This window comes from Arthrobacter sp. TJ-217 (genome assembly GCF_058269255.1).
In genome coordinates this window covers 76,511-92,363 of record NZ_JBZCNJ010000008.1, presented here as the reverse complement: position 1 = coordinate 92,363, position 15,853 = coordinate 76,511, and the positions used below count along the sequence as shown (strand labels likewise).

At 69.7% G+C, this 15,853-nt stretch carries 9 protein-coding genes; 7 read left to right on the top strand and 2 right to left on the bottom strand.

Annotated elements, in window-relative coordinates; all coding sequences use genetic code 11:
- Positions 1-23 precede the first annotated feature (23 nt).
- The 3 genes from AC4D2R_RS14395 to AC4D2R_RS14385 are packed head-to-tail and all read left to right on the top strand — an operon-like array spanning position 24 to position 7,395.
- On the top strand, positions 24-551 hold the full coding sequence (locus tag AC4D2R_RS14395; RefSeq protein ID WP_490940781.1) for an MGMT family protein: 528 nt from the start codon (positions 24-26) through the stop codon (positions 549-551).
- Positions 548-3,847, top strand: a complete 3,300-nt coding sequence (locus tag AC4D2R_RS14390; protein WP_490940779.1) for an ATP-dependent helicase — start codon at positions 548-550, stop codon at positions 3,845-3,847. Before AC4D2R_RS14395 ends, AC4D2R_RS14390 begins: the two co-directional genes overlap by 4 nt.
- 29 nt (positions 3,848-3,876) lie before the next feature.
- A complete protein-coding gene (locus tag AC4D2R_RS14385) occupies positions 3,877-7,395 on the top strand; it encodes an ATP-dependent helicase (protein ID WP_490940777.1) in 3,519 nt (1,172 codons plus the stop codon).
- A 135-nt stretch (positions 7,396-7,530) separates the two neighbouring features.
- Here the strand turns inward: AC4D2R_RS14385 and AC4D2R_RS14380 are convergent, their stop codons facing one another.
- Entirely contained in the window at positions 7,531-8,970 is a 1,440-nt protein-coding gene (locus AC4D2R_RS14380) for a phosphotransferase (RefSeq protein WP_490940775.1), read from the bottom strand.
- Positions 8,971-9,109: 139 nt separating this feature from the next.
- On the opposite strand from AC4D2R_RS14380, the gene nudC reads away from it, so the two are divergent.
- From nudC to AC4D2R_RS14365, 3 genes are all read left to right on the top strand, one after another.
- Positions 9,110-10,069, top strand: coding sequence for an NAD(+) diphosphatase (gene nudC / locus AC4D2R_RS14375; RefSeq protein ID WP_490940773.1), 960 nt, complete (start codon positions 9,110-9,112; stop codon positions 10,067-10,069).
- On the top strand, positions 10,066-12,168 hold the full coding sequence (locus AC4D2R_RS14370) for an ATP-dependent DNA helicase UvrD2 (protein ID WP_490940771.1): 2,103 nt from the start codon (positions 10,066-10,068) through the stop codon (positions 12,166-12,168). Before nudC ends, AC4D2R_RS14370 begins: the two co-directional genes overlap by 4 nt.
- Positions 12,169-12,265: 97 nt before the next feature.
- On the top strand, positions 12,266-12,781 hold the full coding sequence (locus AC4D2R_RS14365; protein ID WP_490940937.1) for a M48 metallopeptidase family protein: 516 nt from the start codon (positions 12,266-12,268) through the stop codon (positions 12,779-12,781).
- 165 nt (positions 12,782-12,946) lie between these two features.
- Here AC4D2R_RS14365 and AC4D2R_RS14360 read toward each other — a convergent pair whose 3' ends face one another.
- On the bottom strand, positions 12,947-14,383 hold the full coding sequence (locus AC4D2R_RS14360) for a zinc-dependent metalloprotease (protein WP_490940936.1): 1,437 nt from the start codon (positions 14,381-14,383) through the stop codon (positions 12,947-12,949).
- Positions 14,384-14,692: 309 nt separating this feature from the next.
- On the opposite strand from AC4D2R_RS14360, the gene AC4D2R_RS14355 reads away from it, so the two are divergent.
- Entirely contained in the window at positions 14,693-15,790 is a 1,098-nt protein-coding gene (locus AC4D2R_RS14355; RefSeq protein ID WP_490940769.1) for a YlbL family protein, read from the top strand.
- Positions 15,791-15,853 lie beyond the last annotated feature (63 nt).

The following is a 15,853-nucleotide window of genomic DNA, read 5'->3' as shown; positions in this document are numbered from 1 at the left end:
CCGCTCCGGCTAGGGTTGAGGGCATGTGCCAGGATCCGCCCGACCGCCGCAGAACCGGCGCCGGAGCCGCGCACTCCGATCCCGGGCCGACCGGGGAGGACCGCTCAGTGCCGCCGCCGCTGCTGGATTACGCGGAGTCGGTGTTCGATGTTGTGGCGCTGATCCCGCCGGCCCGCGTGCTGACCTACGGTGACATCGCCGAACTGCTTGAAGCCGGCGGCCCACGGCAGGTTGGTGCGGCAATGAGCCGGGCTGGAGGAGCCGTTCCGTGGTGGCGGGTCATCCGTTCCGGCGGCTATCCGCCCCGAGGGCTCGCCCGCGACGCTCTGGCCCACTACCAGGCCGAAGACACCCCGCTCAAGACACGGAAACGGGCGCGCGCGGGCGACGCCGACTACGCGGTCGATCTCCGCCGCGCCCGGTGGAGCCCCTCGGAGGAGGAACTCTCGGTGATTGCCCGGGTGCGCCGGCAGCAGCGGGACGGAATTTCGGGCTCCCACCGGCGCGCGTCGCTCAGACTGTCGGCGCCGGATGATGAAGTGGAAGCATGACCACAACCGTCCACCAGCCTGCCGTCCAGCCGTCAGGGCCAGCGGCTGCGCCCGGCCAAACCTCCTCCGCGGAGGCCGCCTCGGTCATGACGAGTGCTCCGGGGTCGGGCCCGGTTTTGGTTCTGGGCGGACCGGGCACGGGGAAGTCAACGCTGCTTGTCGATACGGCGCTCCACCGCATCAACTGGGGGCTGCTCGATCCGTCGGCATTGCTGCTCCTTGCCCCTTCCCGGGCCGCTGCGGCACGCCTGCGCGATGACCTCACGCAGCGCCTCAACCGAAGCCTCAGCGGCGCACCGGCCCGGACCTGGGGGTCGTACGCCTTCGACCTGATCCGCAGGGCACGGGCCGAGGGCCGCATGCCTCACGTGCTTCGCCCGCCGCGGCTGCTCTCGGGCGCCGAACAGGACCTGATCATCAAGGAGCTGCTCGCAGGCCACGGCAGGGAGGGCGCACCGGCCATCGCCTGGCCGCAGAGTCTTGCCCTGGCCCTCGGCACCCGGGGGTTCCGCCAGGAAATCCGCGAGCTGTTCGACAGGGTGAGCGAGTACGGTGCCTCGGCGGGCGAGCTCCGGGACTGGGGAGTCCGTTTCGACCGCCCCGACTGGGTGGCCGCCGCCCACCTCTACCGCGAATACCGCGACGTGCTTGACCTCAGGATGCCCGAAGCTTTCGACCCCGCCGGCATCCTGACCGCCGCCCGGGAGCTCTTGGAACAGGACCCGGAGTTCCTCGAAGACGAGCGGCGGCGCCTTGAGCTGATCCTTGTCGACGACTACCAGGAGGCGAATCCCGCCGTCCACGCCCTGCTGGGGCTGCTCGCCAGGGACAAGGACGTCGTTGTCACGTCGTGCCCCGACACCGCCGTCCAAGGCTTCCGCGGCGCCCGCCCGGAGCTGACGCACCTGCTCGCGGATCAGCTCGACGCCGGCCGCGGGTTCCGCACCGTCGTGCTGCCCGCCTCCTTCACCCTTCCGGCACCGCTGCTTGAGTCCTGGCGGACGGTGGCCTCCCGCATCGCCACGGCGGGCGGAAGCAGCGCCTACCGCCATGCCGCACCGCGGGCGGACTGGCCCGGTTCCGACGGGCCGGAGGACACTGGGTGGGAGAACACAGCACCGGAGAATGCACCACCGGCTCATGGCGCCCGCGGTACCGGTGGCCGCGTCGGAGCCCACCTCGTGAACTCCGTCTTCCACGAGCAGCGGTACATCGCCCAGCGGATCCTCGAGGCGCACCTGTTCGGCGGAAGGAGCTTCGAGGACATCGCCGTGATCGTCCGCACGGGCGGCCAGGTCCGGTCCATCCAGCGCTTCCTTTCGGAGCAGGGAATTGCCGTCAACGTTCCGGCCGCCGAGACGGCCATCCGCGACGAGCCCGCCGTGCGCCCGCTGCTCGAGATTTTTTCGGTCGTCGTCGGGAAGACCGATCTCACCCCGGAGCTGTGCGTTGCCCTGCTGACCTCGCGCATCGGCGGGGCAAGCAGCCTTGAGCTACGCCGCCTGCGGCAGGTGCTGCGCCGGCGTGAGCTCGGTGACGGCGGCGGGCGCAGCAGCGACGAGCTGCTCGTTGAACTCCTCTCACACCCCTCCTACGGCGCGGGTCTGCCGCGGGAGGCCCGGCCGGCCCTGCGGATTGCACGGATGATCGAGGCGGGACGGGCCGCCGTTGAGTCGGCGGCCAACGACCCCGAATCGGTCCTCTGGGCGCTGTGGTCCGCCTCGGGGCTCTCCCCGCGGTGGTCGGCTGCCGCGCTCGCCGAAGGGCCGGGGGCGGTCCGGGCCGACCGCGACCTCGATGCGATGCTCGCCCTGTTCCAGGCGGCCGAGCGGTTTGTTGACCAGATGCCCGGCGCACCGGCCGAACTCTTCCTTGAGTACCTCCTCAGCCAGGAGATCCCAATGGACACCCTCGCCGCCCGGGCGCACCGGCGGGCCTCGGTGTCCGTGCTGACCCCGGCCAGCGCCGCGGGCCGGCACTGGCCGGTGGTCATCGTGGCCGGCCTGCAGGAAGGAACGTGGCCGAACCTGCGCCTTCGCGGTGAGCTGCTTGGCTCCGGCGAGCTGCGGGCGCTTCTCGACTACGGTGCGTCATTCCGGGACCACCGCGACCCGCTCAGCCTGCTCCGGGAGATCCGTTTCGACGAGCTGAGGACGTTCGCCACAGCCGTTTCCCGAGCGACCGAGGAGCTTATCTGCTGCGCCGTGTCATCCGAAGACGACCAGCCGTCGCAGTTCCTCGATCTCGTTGATCCGCTTCCGGCCGGTGTGAGCGAGCGGGTGATGACCGAAGTGCAGCGGCCCCTGACCCTTCGGGCGCTGGTCGCCGAGTTGCGCAAGTCCGCCCAGGACGCCGCCCGCCATCCCGTGCTGGCCGCCGAAGCGGTCTCCCACCTGGGCAGGATGGCGGCTTCGGCTCTGCCGGTTCCCGGCGCCCACCCCGCCCAGTGGTGGGGGCTGCTGCCGTTGAGCTCCACCGAGCCTGTGGTGCCGCCCGAGGCTCCGATCCCCGTGTCGCCGTCGAAGGTCGAGTCGGTCCTCCGCTCACCGCTCAACTGGTTCGTTTCCGCAGCCGGCGGTGAACCCGCCACAGACTTCGCACGCTCGCTGGGCACCCTGGTCCACCAGATCGCCCAGGACCTCCCGGAGGCGAGCGGCGGCGAGTACGTGGAGGAACTGGTCCGCCGCTGGCCTTCGCTGGGCATGAAGGACAACTGGGAAGGCAAGGTCGATTTCCGGCGTGCCGAGACAATGGTGCGGAAACTTGCCGCGTACGTCATCACGGCCCGGTCGACGGGCCGGAAGCTCGTGGCGACGGAGGTCGATTTCTCTGTCGATATTCCAGTGGCGGTGAATGACGACGAGCGGGTCGCCCGCCTGAAAGGGCAGATCGACCGGCTCGAAATCGACGCGGACGGACGCCTCGTGGTGGTGGACCTGAAAACCGGAAAGTCGGCCCCTGCCAAGGCGGAGATCGCAGCCCACCCCCAGCTTGCCGCCTACCAGGCCGCAGTGGCCGAGGGCGGACTCCACGACGCCGCAGGCAGCCAGGTCCCCGGAGGCGCGGCGCTGGTGCACCTCGGAACGAAGAACAAGGAAGTCTCAACCCAGGAACAACAGCCGCTCGAACACGGCGAGCAGTGGGCGCACGCCATGATCGCCGAGGCCGCGCGACGGATGGCCGCAGCAGACTTCGAAACGGTGCACGACCCGGCACGGTCGGGGTATGGCGGCACCGGGTGCCGCCTGCCGGAAATCTGTCCGCTGTGCGCCGAAGGAAAGCAGGTAACCGAGTGAACCGCCCGGAGCCTGGAACCGGCCCCGATATGCGGTTTTCCGCACGTGAACTGGCCGAGCTTCTCCACACCGATCCCGGGTCGCCGGTGCTGTACCCGACGGCCGACCAGGCCCGCGTCATCGAAGCACCCCTTGAACCGCTGCTGGTGATCGCTGGAGCGGGTTCGGGCAAGACGAAGACGATGGCGGACCGTGTTGTCTGGCTTGTCGCGAACCGGCTGGTGCGACCTGAACAGATCCTTGGCGTGACCTTCACCCGTAAGGCCGCCGGAGAGCTCGGCACGCGGATCCGGCAGCGCCTCGCCGCCCTGTACCGCATCATCGACGGCGACGGCCTCGAAGCCGGGGAGGACCGCCTCGACCCCGCGGTGTCGACCTACCACTCCTTCGCCAACGGGATCGTTCAGGACTACGGGCTCAGGATCGGCGTCGAACGCGATTCGGTGATGCTGGGAACAGCCCAGGCCTGGCAGCTGGCAAGCTCCGTCGTCGAGGCGTACCGCGGCGAATGGAGCCATTTCACCGCTGCGAAGTCAACCCTCGTCAAGGCGGTGCTCGCGATGGCGGGCGAGTGCGCCGAACACCTCACCTCCCCGGCGGAGGTGCGTGCTGTCCTCCGCGCGCACATCGATGTGGTGGAGGCGCTGCCCTATTCGTCCAAGGCCTCCCGCCGCCCCGCCCAGGCCGTGGGCGGCCTCCTCGACCGCCTGCGGACGCGGGTGAGCGTCACCGAACTTGTCGAGGAGTACGCCGAGGCGAAACTGGCCCGCCGCCAGCTCGACTTCGGCGACCTCGTCGCCCTGGCGGCGCGCATCGCCCAGGAGATTCCCGAGGCAGCCGCCATGGAGCGCAGGAAGTACCAGGTGGTGCTCCTCGACGAGTTCCAGGACACCTCGCACGCGCAGATGGTTCTCTTCTCCCGCCTTTTCGCCGACGGCCGCGCCGTTACGGCTGTGGGTGATCCCCATCAGTCGATCTACGGTTTCCGTGGAGCCTCCGCGGGCCAGCTCGGCACGTTCCGCACCGCGTTCCCCGCGCCGGCGGAAGGGGGCAGGCGGACACCGTCGCCGGTTGCCAACCTGTCGGTGGCCTGGCGCAACTCAACGTCGATCCTCGCCGCCGCCAACACCGTCTCGGGTCCGCTGGGTGTTCCCGCGCCGTGGCTGCGGTTCGCCCCGTCCCTTGAGGTGCCGGAGCTGCTGCCCAAACCGGGCGCGCCCCGGGGGGAGGTGTATCTCGGACGCTACCTCCTCGATGCCCGGCCCGCCGGGGACACGCTGCCCGGAACCGCGGACGGGGAGCCCCATGCGCCCGGTCCTGTCAGCGAGGCTGAAGCGCTGGCCCGGCAGGTGATCCACCACTCCCGCAAAACGTTCGAGCGGGACGAGGACGGAGCCCGGGTGCGCCCCAGCATCGCCGTGCTGTGCCGGGGACGGAAGCAGTTCGAGCCGATCCGGCGCGAACTCGAAAAACACGGCATCCCGGTGCAGATTGTCGGACTCGGCGGGCTGCTCCGCACCCCCGAGATTGTCGAACTGCTCGCGGTACTGCGGGTCCTCGGAGACCCCGACCGGTCCGACTCGATGCTGCGGCTGCTTGCCGGAGCCCGCTGGCGGATCGGGCCGGCGGACCTCATGGCTCTCGGTGACTGGTCGCGGCAGCTGGCGCGCACGCGGGAAGCGGCGGCACGACGCGATCCGCGGGGCGGCCCCGCGGGAACGGCCGGCGCGGCTCCCGCGCCGGGCACCGTGCGGCCCGCACCCGCTGACGGCGGCATGGCGGACGGCGGCATGATGGACGGCTTTGCGCCGGAGGACGGCGCCGCCGTCGAGGGTGTCGTCGAGCACGATGCAGCGGAGAGCGGGAGCCTCGTCGAAGCGGTGGACCAGCTTCCCCCTGCGGGTTGGGTTTCATCTGCCGGACGCTCCCTCAGCGTGCCGGGACGGCACCGGCTTGAGCGGCTCCGCGGAGAGCTGCGCCGGCTTCGGGACCACGTGGGGGACGACCTCGGCACGATCATCGGAGAGGTCGAGCGTTCGATCCTGCTCGACATCGAGGTCGCGGCGAAGCCCGGCGTCGGCATCCACGAGGCGCGCCGGAACCTCGACGCGTTCTCCGAAGCGGTGGCAGGCTTCAGCTCAAGCGCCGAACGGGTCGACCTCCCCGCCTTCCTCGCCTGGCTTGAGGCGGCCGACGCGGAGGAGGACGGTCTCCCCGTGGCCCAGCTTGAGGCAAGCCGCGAGGCCGTCCAGCTTCTGACGGTCCATGCGTCCAAAGGCCTGGAATGGGATGTCGTGCTTGTGCCCGGGCTCAATGAAGGAAGCTTCCCCAGCGGCGGTAACTCGCGGTGGAGCAGCGGCGATTCGGCGATCCCCTGGAACCTCCGCGGAGACGCCCCCGAACTGCCGCAATGGGACTGGGAGCAGCCCGACCAGAAGGAATGGCTCGACAGCGAGAAGCGCTTCGCCGACGAGGCCGGTGCCCATGCCGAACGGGAAGAGCGAAGGCTCTCCTATGTCGCCTTCACTCGGGCCAAGCATGTGCTCGTGTGCACCTCGTCCGTCTGGGGCAGCGGACGCAGCAAGCCAACCCCTCCCTCCGGATACCTCCTTGATCTTCACGGGCTGGCCGAGCAGGGCGAACCGGGCTTCACCGTCTCGTCGTGGGTGGGACAGGATGAGGAGGGGAGCGAGAATCCGGCCAACGCTGTTCCGCTTCGGGCGGTGTGGCCGATCGATCCCCTCGGACTCCGCCGCCCCGCCGTCGAGGACGCGGCCGCGGCGGTAGCCGCGGCAACCGCGGCCTTCGCAGAGGCGGACGACGAACGGATGCAGCTGCTGCTTCCACGCAACGGGCGCTGGACGGACGAGGTCGAGTTGGCGCTGGCCCGGCAGGCGAGCGACGAAGAGGTGCTTCCCGTGCGGCTCCCACCCCACATTTCGGCATCGACGCTCGTGGAGCTGGGGGAGGATCCGGCCGCGGTCATCCAGCAGCTTCGCCGGCCCGTGCCGCGCCAGCCGGGGTCTGCGGCGCGCAAGGGGACCGCATTCCACGCGTGGATCGAGGAGTTCTACGGCACCAGCGGGATGCTCGACCTCGGGGAGTACCCCGGCGCCGCGGATGCCCATGTCGATTCGGCGCTCGGGCTGGCGGACATGGCCGACATTTTCCGGAGCTCGGAATGGGCGGCAAGGACGCCTGACGGCATCGAAGTGCCAATCGAGACGAACGTCGGTGGCGTCGTCGTCCGCGGCCGGATCGATGCCGTCTTCCGGGATCCCGACGGCGCCTGGGACCTCATCGACTGGAAGACCGGCAGGCCTCCAAGCGCGGCGGAACGCGCGGCGAAATCCGTCCAGCTGGCCCTCTACCGGCTGGCCTGGTCCCGGCTCAAGGGCGTCCCGCTCGAGGAGGTGCGCGCAGCGTTCTTCTACGTGGCGGACAACCTGCTGGTCCGCCCGCACGACCTCGCGGGCGAGGCCGAACTCGAACGCATCATCGTGCGGGCCGTCGACGCAGGGCAGCAGCAGGGCGACTCGCCCCGGTGAAGCGCAGGCCGCGCCCGGTCAAACCGTGAGGCACGCGATGCAGCGCGGCTGCGTGCGTCGCGGTGCGGCCTGCGATGGGGCAGGATAACGCGGCCGTACGCGAAGGGTGGGACCCGGCAGGGTGGAAAGGGGCGGCTAGCTCCGGGAGGAAACGATCGGCAGTGCCGTCGTTTCGGTGTCGTTCGCCGAACCGGCAGTGCCGGGGCGGAGGACGGTCACGGCCGAAGAGCCACCGGCGCGTCCGGAAACGCTGGGGGAGTAGGCTCCGCCGCCGAAGGCTGCGTCGTCGAGCGGGTTGTCATCGTGCACGGTGCCGACCACGGTGGCCCGGGGAGAAGGTTCGGCCGGAGCGGGCAGTCCGTCGTCCTCCGGGCCCGCGGCTCCGGTGCCTCCCGCGCTTCCGGCAATTCCGGCGATTCCCGGCGAGGCAGCGGCAGCCGAAGGGGCGGCCGGATCGGCCGGCGGCGATCCGGCATCGGGACGGTCCGCGCCGGAGGGTGCGTCTTTTGATGGCGCGGGTGCTTCCCCGGTCGGCGGGAGGAGCGTGGCACCGGAGCGAAGGCCGGCGTGCGGGACATTCTTTCCCCCCTCGGTGCGGGCGCCTCCCGCGGGGCCCGACGCCGCAGGTGCCGCGGCGGGCGGCGCCTCGTGCTGCGCCAGTTCGATCTCCCGAACGTCGGCCTCGAGGATCGACATCATCTCCTGGGCTTCGGCGATCATCTGGCGGTCCTCCATCGCCAGACCGCGCACCAGCCACTGCGCGAGGGCAAATTCCGCGGCAAGGGCGGCGCGCCGGGCAATATGCGGATCGACCGAGGTGGTGCGGGCTTCCGCATAGGCGGCGTAGACGGCCTCGACGAACCCGCTGTCCTCCACCGCGGCAAGCCACGCAAAGTCATCGGCCGGATCACCGATGCGCAGGTCGGTCCACCCCGTCACCGCCGAGACCTTCCCCCGCGCGATCAGCAGGTGGTCTTCATGGAGGTCTCCGTGGACGACAGTGGGGCTGAAGCGCCACAGGGTCACGTCCTCGAGCGCGTGCTCCCAGCGCCGCAGCAGGATCGGGGGGATGCGCCCTGTCGTTGCGGCCTGGTCAAGCTCGTTGAGCTTGCGCTGCCGGAACTCGTTCGCCTCATAGCTTGGAAGGTTCGCCTGCTGGACGAGGTCCTGCGGCAGGTCGTGGATTGCGGCGAGCACCCGCCCCAGTTCGGCGGCCATGGGGCGCCCGGCTGCGGCAAGCGACCCAAGGTCGCGCGTGCTTCCTTCGAGGTGTGAATAGACGAAGGTGCTGAGGTTGCCCTGACGGACGCTGCCGGCAATGTGCGGGATGAGGAACGGCAGTTCCGCCTTGACCGCGGGTGTGAACGCCCGGAGTGCCTGCAGTTCGGTTTCCAGCCGCATGCTCGCCTCGGGGTGCCGGGGGGAGCGGACCCGCCACTGTTTTCCGGCAGCGTCGACCAGCAGCGCCGAGTCGAAGTCGGCGGCGTCGTCGGGTGCGCCGGTGACGCCGGTGGGGGCTAGCCCAGGCACAGCGGCGCTGGCGATTGCAGCAAGTTCCATGGGTGTCCGTTTCACACTGTCAACGGTAGGTGCATCAACGGGCAGCGTCCCGTTCCCCTGCGGCGAGTCGTCAGATGGCTGTAATTCTTCAACTCCTCCTCCACCGGGGAGCCGCCAAATGTCTTTTGAGGGAGCAAGAAAGTACCGTAGAAGGATGAGTGAACCGCTGCGCACCGCTGTCCTCCCGCCGCTTGGTTCGCTACCCCTGGCACGGTCCAACGTCGACCGCGGCGGGGATTTCCGCATGATGCCCGGCCTGTTCGATACGTTGTGGGATTCACCTGAGACACGGGTCATGCTGCTGGCGGAGGGCCGCTCCCCGCTCGCGGGCGGCGCTCTGCGGCTGTACGGTGCCGCTGAGATTGAACGGCCCGAGAACCCGATCTACCTTGGGCAGGTGCTCGACGGCGCCCCCGATGCGGGCCGCCATGTGGTGCTGGTAACGCTCGAGGAGCCCGACCCCGCCCTTGCCCCGGCGGAATCCTGGCTGGGCCTGCGCGACGTCGCGGCTTCGCTGAGCGCCCGCGACGCCGGGTTCTTCGTCCAGGCCGCGGCGATCGCGAACTGGCATGCCACCCACAAGCATTGCCCGCTGTGTGGAACGGCCACCCTCCCGATCGACGGCGGATGGGTGCGCCGCTGCCCCGCCGACGAGTCGCTCCACTATCCCCGGACCGACCCGGCCATCATCGTCTCGGTGATCGATTCCAACGACCGCATCCTCCTTGGTTCGGCGGTTTCCTGGGCCGTTGGAAGGTTCTCCACCCTTGCCGGGTTCGTTGAGCCCGGCGAGTCCCTCGAGGCTGCCATCGCCCGCGAGGTCGGTGAGGAGGCGGGGGTCGAGATTCACTCAGCGGAGTACCTGGGCTCGCAGCCGTGGCCATTTCCCGCGTCCCTGATGCTCGGGTTCACCGCTGTCGCCTCTGGCACCGAGCCGGTGCCCGACGGCGTCGAAATCCGCGACCTGCGGTGGTTCACCCGCGCCGAGATCCACGAGGAGGTCCGGGCCGGACACATCACGGTGGCCGGAGAGATTTCGATTGCGCGCGCCATGATCGAACGCTGGTACGGCGGCCCCCTCGACCAGACGCCCGGCGAGGTTTCCGCACAGTGACCGACCTGACCGTGGAAGAACGGATCCTTGAGGGTCTCGATGAGGAACAGCGTGCCGTTGCGAGCACGCTTGCAGGCCCCCTGTGCGTGCTGGCCGGAGCAGGTACAGGCAAGACCCGTGCCATCACCCACCGCATCGCGTACGGCGTCCACACCGGCGTCTACAAGCCGCAGCAGGTCCTCGCCGTCACCTTCACGGCCCGGGCGGCCGCCGAGATGCGGACCCGCCTGCGCGATCTCGGTGCCGGCGGGGTGCAGGCCCGGACCTTCCACGCGGCGGCCCTGCGGCAGCTGCAGTACTTCTGGCCACAGGCCGTCGGCGGCCCGCTCCCGGCGCTGGTAGACCACAAGGCACAGCTCATCGCGGAATCGGCCCGCAGGCTGAGGCTCTCCACCGACCGCGCGGCCATCCGCGACGTTGCGGCGGAGATCGAGTGGGCGAAGGTGTCGATGCTGATGCCCGACAGCTATGTCGCAGCGGCGGCCGGACGATCCCAGCCCGCCGGCATGGACGCCACCACCGTGGCGAGGATCTTCTCCACCTACGAGGACCTCAAGATCGACCGCAACCTGATTGATTTCGAGGATGTGCTGCTGACCACGGTGGGGATCCTCGAGGAGGACGACAAGGTCGCCGCCGCAGTGCGGAGCCAGTACCGGCATTTCGTCGTCGACGAATACCAGGACGTCTCGCCGCTCCAGCAGCGCCTCCTTGACCTGTGGCTCGGCGAGCGGCGGGAGCTGTGCGTCGTCGGTGACGCCAGCCAGACCATCTACTCGTTCACCGGGGCCACCTCACGGCATCTGCTCGACTTCACCCGGAGGTATGAGGGCGCCCAGGTTGTGAAGCTTGTCCGCGACTACCGGTCAACGCCCGAGGTGGTGAGGCTGGCCAACACCCTCCTCGCGGCCCGCGACGGCGAGAAGGACACAAGGGCCGGGGCTACATCCTGGTCGGCACCGCTCGAACTCATCGCGCAGCGCCCTTCGGGCCCCGAACCGGTCTTCACCGAATGCAGCGACGACGAAGCCGAGGCGGCCGACGTCGCCCGCAAAATCACCCAGCTGCTCGAGTCCGGCGTCGCCGCAAGCGAGATCGCGATCCTTTTCCGCACGAACGGGCAGTCGGAGGCGTACGAACAGGCGCTGGCCAGCGCCGGAATCGGTTACCAGCTGCGGGGCGGCGAGCGCTTCTTCGCCCGGCGCGAGGTGCGCGACGCACTGCTTCAGCTTCGGGCGGCGGCACGAACGGAAGGCAACGACGACGTCCCGCAGCAGGTACGGGATGTGCTCGCCTCGCTCGGCTACACCTCGACGGCTCCGGCGAACTCGGGAGCCGTCCGTGAGAAGTGGGAATCCCTTGCGGCACTGGTGGGCCTCGCCGATGAAATGAACGAGGCCCGCGGGGGCATCACCCTTCGGGAGTTCGTAGCGGAACTCGAAGAGCGCGCCGCGGCCCAGCACGCGCCGACAGTGCAGGGCGTCACGCTCGCCTCGCTCCACTCGGCCAAAGGCCTGGAGTGGGATGCGGTGTTCCTCGTCGGACTCAGCGAAGGCCTCATGCCGATTTCCTTTGCGGACACTCAGGAGGCCGTCGACGAGGAGCGCAGGCTCCTCTACGTCGGCATCACCCGGGCGCGCGCCCATCTTTCCCTGTCCTGGTCCACCTCGCGCTCACCGGGCGGCAGGGCGTCCCGGAAGCCCTCGCGGTTCCTCGATGCCCTGCGACCCGCCGGATCCGGAGGGCGGGTCTTCCGGCAGCCCGTGGTCAAGCGGAGCAGGAAAACGTCGGCCCCCGCGGTGTGCCGGGTCTGCGGACGCGCCCTGGGCACCGGCTCGGAGCGGAAGATCGGCCGGTGCGGCGACTGCCCGGTCAGCTACTCGGAGGAGACCTTCGACGCCCTTCGCAGCTGGCGTCTTGACCAGGCGCGCGAGAAGGACGTCCCAGCCTTCGTTGTCTTCACCGATGCCACCCTGATTGCCATTGCGGAGGCAAGGCCGCAGACGCTCGATGAGCTCGGGGAACTGGCCGGAGTGGGCTCGGCCAAGCTTGAAAGGTACGGGGAGGCGGTCCTTGAAATCATCGGCGACAACAGCTGAGGCGGAACCGGTGCCCGCGGCACCGGCGGCCGGAGGACCGGCTCGAGAAGAATCCCGGGCCGAGGCGGGGCCAGGGGGACGCCACGCCGCGGTGCCGATGCCCGTTGAGGTGCGGCGCTCGGCGCGGCGCCGGCGCACGGTAAGCGCCGATGTCCGCGACGGGACGGTTATTGTCTCGATCCCCGGCCACTTCTCGAAGGCCCAGGAGGAGGAGTGGGTCGCCCGGATGCTGCGCAAGATCAGCGGGAAGTACGCCGCAGCTTCAGCCTCCCCGGGTGCCGGCGGGGAGCTCCTGCAACGGGCCGCCGACCTCGCTGACCGGTACCTCGGCGGAAAAGGCATCCCTGCCAGCATCGGGTGGGTCACCAACCAGAACACCCGCTGGGCATCGGCAACACCCTCGAGCCGGTCGATCCGCCTCTCGCACAAACTCCAGGGAATGCCGGACTGGGTGGTCGACTACGTGCTCCTCCACGAGATGGCACACCTCATCGAGCCCTCCCACAACCGGGTTTTCTGGGCACTGCTCGAGGGGTACGCCCACACCGAGAAGGCCAAGGCCTTCCTGGCCGGCGCCGCGTTCGCAGCGGACCGGGGCCTGTCCGGGCGGTAGGCCCAAGGCCTCACTCCCGCATGACGGACCAGGGCGGCAAGCCCGGCCGGTCACCTTAGCCGACTGCCTCAACAGCCGATCAGCTGAGCGCGGATGACTCCGCCTGCAGACCCGGACCTGCCACCCGGGGCCATGACTTCGGGTCACGGCCCCGGCGGACGATGCCTAGGCGACCGACGGGCCCTTTGGACTGTCGCCGCCGTCAACGTCGCCCGCGCCGCTTCCGGCACCGTCACCGGCGTCGCCGTCCGTGGTGCCGGCGTCCGGATCGGTCCCGGCTGCGGATCCACCGGGAGCCTCATCGGGGGAGGCAGGGTCATCGAATCCGCCGTCCAGCAGCCGTTCCAGGGCGGCGTCGACGTCGGCGCCCGAGGACTCGAGCAGCTTGCGCCTCTCGGTGAAACCCTTTGGGTCATCGAGGTCTTCGGCGCTCGGCAGGAGGTCGGGGTGCTGCCAGATCGCGTCGCGTCCTTCGATGCCGCGCTCGTCGGCAAGGTGGGACCAGAGCACCGCTGCATCGCGGAGGCGCCGGGGCCTGAGCTCAAGGCCGACCAGTGAGGCGAAGGCATGCTCGGCAGGGCCGCCTGTCGCACGGCGCCGCCTCACCATTTCGCGCAGCGCCGGCGCCGAGGGCAGGTTCTCGGCCGCGGCGGCGGTGACTTCGTCGACCCAGCCCTCGACCAGGGCCAGGGTCGTCTCAAGCCGGGCCAGCGCCGTCTCCTGCTCGCGGGTGCGCTCGGGCATGAACACGCCCTGGGAGAGGGCGGCCTGCATCGACTCTGGGTTGGTGGGGTCGATGTCGCGCGCGGCCTCCTCGATCTTGGTCATGTCGATGTGAATGCCCCGCGCATAACCTTCGATGGTGCCCATCAAGTGGCCGGCAAGCCAGGGCACGTGGGTGAACAGGCGCACGTGCGCGGCTTCACGGGCGGCGAGGAAGAGCATCACTTCCTGCTCGGGTACGTCGAGGCCCTCGCCGAAGGCTGACACGTTCGCCGGGAGCAGTGCCATGCGCCCGTCAGCCAGCGGGATGCCGATGTCGGTGGAGCCGACGACGTCCTTGGACAGGGCGCCCACGGCCTGCCCCAGCTGCATGCCGAACATTGCCCCGCCGATGTTCTGGAGCATCGACGACGGGCCGCCGAGCATGCCCATCTTCGACTTCATTTCCTCGGGCAGCTGCCCCGAGATGGTGTCGGAGAGCGCCTTGGCGATGCTCGTCGCAACGGGCTCGGTCAGCCGGCGCCAGGTGTCCATTGTCGCCTCGACCCACTCGGCACGCGACCACGCACGGCCCAGCTGGCCGGTACTTGGGAAGGCCGTGACCGGATCGATCCACAGTTCGGCAAGGCGGAGGGCTTCATCGACGGAACGCCGCTGCAGCGGCGTGACTGACGGGTCGTTGTCGGAGGCGGCGACCCGGCGGGCGTGGTCATGGGCCAGCTTCCAGTTGACCGGGCCTTCGCTCGTGCCGGAGAACATGGCCTGAACCTGCTGCATCATCATCGCCATGGCCTGGGGGTCGGAGGGAAGGCCGGCGGCCTTGGCGATCTCCTGGGGATCGAACCCCTGGGCGTCCCCGCCAAGCATGCGGGCGATCATCTCCGACAGCGGGTCTTTCGGCGAATCGTCGTCGCCGAAGGGGTTGGATGGGTTGGTCACTGATACCACCGGTCCTGGGAGTCGCTTGAAAGTCCTGCCCGTCCCGGCACGCGATTGCACCGGTCCGAGCAGCTGTGGGGCCAACGTTACCGGCAGACCAGCCCGTGGCCTAGAACGGCGCTGGGCGTTCGCTGAGGGCAAAGCAGGGGCGGGAGCAAGCCGCCGTTCCGGAGCGTTTAGGCTTAGACCCCGGATATGTTGTGGCTGGCCCGGCCACGAGGCCCATGCCATCGAGAAGGATGTTCAACCGTGTCGAAGTCAGCCCAGCCCGCAACGCTGGACCCGGTGGGGCCCCGACGCCCCAAGGATCCCCGGTTTGGGGCAATGGTTGTTTCAGGTGCGCTGGCGCTCCTGCTCGGCGGAGCGGCGCTTGTGCTTCCGGCGCCCTACGTCCTCGAGGCTCCCGGGCCGACGTTCAACACCATCGGCCAGATGGATTCGAAGCCCCTCATCGAGATCACCGGGCGGGAAACCTTCACCCCGGAGGGCGAGCTTGACCTGACGACCGTGTACGTGAGCGGCGGCCCGAACGGAAGCGTCAGCATCTTCGACGCGCTGTACGCCTGGATCGACCCCAGCCAGAACGTCGCCCCGGAAGAGCTGGTGTACGCGCCGGGGACGACCGAATCCGACGTTCGGGAACAGAACGCCGTCGCTATGGTTTCCTCGCAGGAAGCGGCGATTGCCGCCGCGCTTGAGCACCTCGACATCCCCTTCAGCGAGAGCCTCTCGGTGATGGACCTCGCCGAGGACTCGGCGTCCGAGGGCATCCTCGAAGCGGGCGACGTCCTCCAATCGGTGGCCGGGAAGCGCATCACCAACATCGACACGCTCCGCTCGGCCGTCGCGGAAGCCGCCGGCGACGGCGTCACGCTCGGTGTCCTGCGCGACGGCGCGGAGACCGAGGTCTCGGTGACGCCCCGGCGGTCGGCCGAAGGCGACTACCAGCTGGGCGTGCTTCTCACCTCGGAGTTCGACTTCCCCTTCGATGTGACAATCGCCCTCGACAACGTCGGCGGCCCCTCGGCGGGAAGCATGTTCGCCCTGGGCATCATCGACAAGTTGACCGAGGGTGACCTCACCGGAGGACGCCACTTCGCCGGCACCGGAACCATCGACTCGGCCGGAAACGTCGGAAGGATCGGCGGCATCCAGCAGAAGCTGGTTGGGGCGCAGGCGGACGGAGCCGAATTCTTCCTCGCACCGGCCGAGAACTGCGACGAGGTCATCGGCCACGTGCCCGACGGGCTGCAGGTGGTCGCGGTGGAGACGCTCGACGACGCCGTCGACGCTGTCGAACTGCTCGGATCCGGGGCTGACGGCTCCTCCCTTCCGACCTGCAACTGACCGCGGGCGGCTCCTTGGTTGGCCGCGGAGCCGCCGGAGCAGCGCGCCTGCGGGTCCGGATCC

Coding starts and splice junctions, on each gene's coding strand:
- AC4D2R_RS14395 (WP_490940781.1), top strand. CDS start 24: ATGTGCCAGGATCCGCCCGACCGCCGCAGAACCGGCGCCGGAGCCGCG.
- AC4D2R_RS14390 (WP_490940779.1), top strand. CDS start 548: ATGACCACAACCGTCCACCAGCCTGCCGTCCAGCCGTCAGGGCCAGCG.
- AC4D2R_RS14385 (WP_490940777.1), top strand. CDS start 3,877: ATGCGGTTTTCCGCACGTGAACTGGCCGAGCTTCTCCACACCGATCCC.
- nudC (WP_490940773.1), top strand. CDS start 9,110: ATGAGTGAACCGCTGCGCACCGCTGTCCTCCCGCCGCTTGGTTCGCTA.
- AC4D2R_RS14365 (WP_490940937.1), top strand. CDS start 12,266: ATGCCCGTTGAGGTGCGGCGCTCGGCGCGGCGCCGGCGCACGGTAAGC.
- AC4D2R_RS14360 (WP_490940936.1), bottom strand. CDS start 14,383: ATGATCGCCCGCATGCTTGGCGGGGACGCCCAGGGGTTCGATCCCCAG.